The sequence below is a fragment of the Mycobacterium sp. UM_Kg1 genome (assembly GCF_000972925.1).
Classification (GTDB): domain Bacteria; phylum Actinomycetota; class Actinomycetes; order Mycobacteriales; family Mycobacteriaceae; genus Mycobacterium; species Mycobacterium hiberniae.
This window is the reverse complement of the sequence record NZ_JRMK01000204.1, coordinates 1-5124: the sequence shown is the minus strand read 5'-3', so window position 1 is coordinate 5124 and position 5124 is coordinate 1. Positions and strand designations below refer to the sequence as shown.

The following is a 5124-nucleotide window of genomic DNA, read 5'->3' as shown; positions in this document are numbered from 1 at the left end:
CAGATGTGTATAAGAGACAGCGGTTCAGATGTGAGTGCACCGTTCGGGGGGAGATGCTCAAGTGCGCGGCGATGTCTTTGTCCCGCAGCCCGGCGCTGATGAGATGGACGACATTGCGTTCGGCCGGAGTCAGCGAGGCCCAACCGCTGGACGGACGTTTGGCCTCGGTTTTGCTCTTCGGGTCGCCCCGGCGCGCGTGGTCGATTGCCTCCGCGATCGACAGTGCGTTGCCTTGCGCCCAGCGACGTTCAAAAGCGCTCTGGGGCATAGCTTTTCGTACAGCATCGACGGTGGACTCGTAGCCGGCGTCGTAGACCGTTGCCCGGACCGCACCGGTTCGCCGGCGGGCAGCACTCGCCGCGCCGAGCAACCGCGCGGCCTCGTCGTGGCGGCCGGACGCGGTGGCGCAGGCCGCCAGCACCTCGATCAGCTCGGCGACGGCCAGATAGGCCTCGGATTCTGTTGCGAGCGTCAGGGCGTCAAGCGCGTCTCGTTTGGCCTGCTCGGGGTCGCCTTCGGCCAGGGCCACCCGGCTCCGGATCTCCAGCAGCAGAATCCGGTGGAAGCCCATGCCCACCGACAGCGCCGCGTCGGCCCAGCGGCGTGCCGCGGCCACGTCGCCGGTTTCCAGCGCCACCCGGGCGACTGGGTTGCCATTGATTGCCAGGAGTTCGGGCAGCGCGCAGGCGTCGCATGCCGCGTCGGCGGCACCGCGCGCCCCGGACACATCGCCGGCGGCAAGCAGCGTGTCGGCCACCGCTCCAAAGCTGATGCCGCGGTGAAAGTCGATGAGTTCGGCGGCCGCCTCGACCGATGCGCTCGCCGCTGCCCGCGCGGCGCGCAGATGCCCCTGACAGGCGAGCGCTTCAGCCAGCAGCGTCAGACTCTGGGCGCTGAACAGCGGGTCACGTGCCGTCTCGGCCTCCATCGCCACTTGTCTGGCCTGATCGACGGCGTTGTCCAGCTCTGCGCGATGCAGGTGCGCCAGACCCAGGCATAGCCGGCACAGGCGCGAAACCGACCAGTCACCGACGGCTTCGGCGAGCACGGCGCCGTTGTCCGCCGCAAGGCGCGTAGTGGCGAGATCACCTGCCACGAACGCCGAATACGCCTGTATGGCATATATCTGGCTCAGTCGCCAGTCGTCGTTCAATGTGGGGGACAGCGCGATGGCCTGCTCGAAGTAGGGCAGCGCGAGTTCGGGGCTGTAGCTACAGGTGAATCCGCAGGCGGCCAGTGCCCAGGCGAGCAGGTCGGGTTCGTCCAGGCTCCGTGCAAGCGCGACGGCTTCCTCGGCCTGTTCGACTTGTCCGTAGTTTCCGGTCACCGCTTCCAAGATCGTCTTATCCGCCAGCGCGCGGGAACGGGCGCCGGGCGCCATCGCGCTGCCGGCGGCGAGCACGGTGTTGAACCAGGCAAGACCCTCCAAGGTCCGGCTGTGTATCCACAGCGGAAGCAACGAGGAGGCCAAACGCGCGGCGGCCCCGATGTCGCTGTGCTCCCGGCTCCAGGTGAAGGCGGCCCGGAGGTTGTCGATCTCGAGTTCGGCCTGGGCGATATGCCACCCGTACCCGGAGGTCACTCCGGCGTCGAACAGCGCGGTGTAGTGATCGCGGTGTCGTACCTGGATGGTCTCCGATTCCCCAGACTGCTCGAGCTTCTCCAGAGCGTATTGCTGGACCGTCTGCAACAGCCGAAACCGCGTCGACTCTCCGGCGTTGTCGGCTACCACCAGCGATTTGTCCACCAGCTGGGTGAGTTCGTCGATGATCTGTGCGCGGGTCAGGTCGGGACCGCCGGCCACCGCGTGGGCGGCATCGAGGTCGAACCCGCCCATGAACGGCGCCAACCGCCGAAACACCACGCGCTCGGATTCGCTCAACAGGTCGTGCGACCAGTCCTCGGAAGCGCGCAGCGTCTGTTGGCGGGGCACCACCGTGCGGGCACCACCGGTCAGCAGGTGGAAGCGCTCGCCCAGTCCGTCCGCGATCTCGGTCAGCGACAAAGCCCGCACCCGGGTAGCCGCCAGCTCGATGGCCAACGGCACCCCGTCCAGCCGGCGACAGATCTCGGTGACCAACTCGGCATCATCGCTGGTCTCGATCAAACCCGGCCGGACCAGGCGAGCGCGGTGCCGGAACAACTCGGCGGCCTCATCGACCAGGGAGAGCGACGGGGTCTTCCAGGTCACTTCCCCGGCCACCCCGATGGGTTCGCGACTCGTCGCCACGATGGTCAGCTCAGCGCTGGTAGCCAACAAGGTGGCCGTCAGCCGCGCGCAGGCGTCCAGCAGGTGTTCGCAGTTGTCGAGCACCATGAACAATTGCCGATCTGCGATGAAGCGCACCAGGGTGTCGACCGGGGAGCGGTCCGGCCGTTCGGGCAGGCCCAGCACGTGAGTCACCCGTTCGGGAACCAACTCCGGATCGGTGATCGGCGCCAGATCCACGCACCATGCGCCGTCCCGGAACCGGTCGACGAACTCCTCGGCCAGTTGTAGCGCCAATCGGGTCTTGCCGACGCCACCGGCACCGGTCAGCGTCACCAGGCGGTTGCCGTCGACCAACCGCCGCAGCTCGGCCAGCTCGGCCTCCCGGCCGACAAAACTCGTCATCGGCGTCGGAAAATAGGGTTCGTGAACCGCACGTCCCGTGCGTAACGGTGGAAACTCAGTGGGCAGCCCGGTGTGGCAGAGCTGGAACACCCGCTCCGGGTAGGGGATCCCGCGCAGCCGGAAGGCGCCCAAGTCGAGCAGCCACGTCTGGGGCCCCAGTCGATCGGCAACCAGCTGGTGGGCGGTCTCTGACAATAAGGTCTGACCGCCGTGGGCCAGGTCGCACAGCCGGGCCGCGCGGTTCACCAGGGAACGCGGATGGGCGCTGGGTTCGACCAGCGGCGCCTCGTCGGCATGTACGGCGATTCGCGGCCGGATCGATGCCCCGGGAGCGCGCTGCAACGCAAGGGCGCAGGCCACCGCATTGCCGGCGTCGGCGAACCCGGCGGCGAACCGGTCCGCGTGGTCCTGTTCGGGCAGCCGCTCGCCGTCGTGCGCGGTGGCCGCTTCACCGAGTGCGCCTGCCAACCACGAGAGCCCAGCGGTGAACGATTCCGTCGGCGGCTGCCACTGCGGCCGGGAGTCTCCGGGACTGACCACGATGACCGTGCGCGCAGGGGAAAGCGGCAAAACCGCTTCGCTGGCGTTCGACATCATCTACCGTTCCTTGGAGGGCGAGCGGGCCCGCCGCGGGCGGGCGGTCGTCCACTCACACGGATGGATCGGCTCCCCAACCCCGCAGCTGTGGCTCCGTTTCCACATCTACGCACTTTTACTGCTGTCTGGGCGACACCATACCAGCGGAATTTGGGCAGTTTTGCTGATGATCTTGGGGCCGAACCGCCGCAGAGTGTCAGGTGGCAGAGTTGCGCTTGCCCAGTCCGCCACCTCAGGTGGAGTTGTTTCGCCGATCTCCCCCTGGTCGCGATCCCCGGACTGTGGGCAGTACCAGCAAGGATGACCCGGTTGCGGTCCCCAGTCGTCAAGGCCACGGCGGCTCGGTGAGCCGTCGGCGGTAGGTGCGACGTCCTTTTTCTGCTCCATTTGTGATGCCAGCAAACTGCAGCTGAAGCGCCCATCCGCGTCATGTGGGCGCCCCTGAATCTGCGTCGGTGGGGCGAAGTGAATCACGCCTCCGTCGATGCAGATTTCTGAAGTTAACCATAATTTCCGCCAAATGAGACATCGGGAGCAACTGTGTTGGAACTCACCCCGCACTGTGTCCAAGCTCTCATTGTGCGCTTGAGCTGCGGGTCTTGGCGGTCGGAATACGTCACAACGGGGGACTGTTTGTGGCTTTTGCCACATTGAGTGTCGCCCAAGTTGCACAAAGTAAACGAACGACCATAATTCGAACCTGCTCGAAACCTAAGTAAAAGCTATGAGAGGGTACGCCATGGGCCGGCGGGATGCCAGCAAAGTTGTTCGTTCGTCGGGCCGGCGTTCGGTGGGGCGTTCTGTGGTGGGGGCGGGCAGTGCTGTCGCGGCGTTTTTGGCGTTTGGCGTCGGCCCGGCGCCTGTGGCCTCCGCGGATATCGAGGACCTGTTCGACCCGGTTTTCTGGTCGGGTCTGTCGGACGCAGCTGAGAGTGCCGACATCTGGTCGGGCTGGTTTGCGGACCCCGGCGCGGCGGATGCGGACTTCATCTATGACCTGTTCGAGCAGTTCGACCTGGCCGTGGCGTCCTTCTACCACGACCAGCTGTATCTACCGCTGTACAACCTGAGCCAGGACTTCATCGCCGACAACCAGCAGTTCCTCGACCTGATCAACCAGCCGTGGGTGGACCTGTTCGGTCGTGAGTTGATCGGTAACGGCATCGATGGGTTCACGGGAACCAACGACACGCTGTTCGGTTCGCTGGGGTGGTTCGGAAACCTCGGTGACGGCGGTTTCCTGTTCGGCGATGGTGGAGCCGGCGCAGAGGGTGTGGCCGGGATCGCCGGTGGTGCCGGTGGTGTCGGTGGCGACGCCGGCATGTTCGGCAATGGTGGTGTCGGCGGTCTCGGTGTGGAGGGCGGTGCCGGCGGTGCCGGCGGCGTCGGTGGCTGGTTGTTCGGCGATGGCGGCGCCGGCGGCGCGGGTGGGGCGTCGATCGACGCGTTGGTGGCCGGTGGCAATGGTGGTGCCGGCGGCGACGTGGTGAGCCTGTTCGGTATCGGGTTCGGCGGCAATGGTGGCGCCGGCGGCGCGGGTGCGACCGGCGCGGCAGGCGCCGCGGGTCTCGACGGGGTGCTGGAAGCCTTGAACGGCACTGCCGGTGGCGACGGCCTCGCCGGTGGTCTAGGCGGCAATGGTGGTGCGGGCGGCGCGGCCGGGTTTGTGCTCGGCATCGGAGGCCTGGGCGGCGCCGGCGGCGTCGGCGGCAGTGGTGGCGTCGGCGGCGCCGGCGGCGCCGGCGGTGTAAGCCTGGATGACCTGGGCGGCAACGGTGGCGCCGGTGGTCTCGGCGGCGACGGCGGCGGCGGTGGCCGTGGCGGCGTCGGAGGTGTGGGTGGACACTTCGGTGCTGCCGGAAACGGTGGAGTCGGGGGCAACGCGGGTCTGGCCGGCGACTGTCTCTTATACA

1 protein-coding gene and 1 pseudogene are annotated in these 5124 nt (G+C 67.3%); one reads left to right on the top strand and one right to left on the bottom strand.

Features of this window, described 5'->3' with window-relative positions; genetic code table 11:
- The coding region (locus tag LI92_RS19625) for a helix-turn-helix transcriptional regulator (RefSeq protein WP_152665562.1) at positions 1–3211 on the bottom strand (3211 nt) is incomplete at its 3' end.
- 862 nt (positions 3212–4073) lie between these two features.
- On the opposite strand from LI92_RS19625, the pseudogene LI92_RS23940 reads away from it, so the two are divergent.
- Positions 4074–5124, top strand: a pseudogene (locus LI92_RS23940) (PE family protein); the annotation flags it as partial.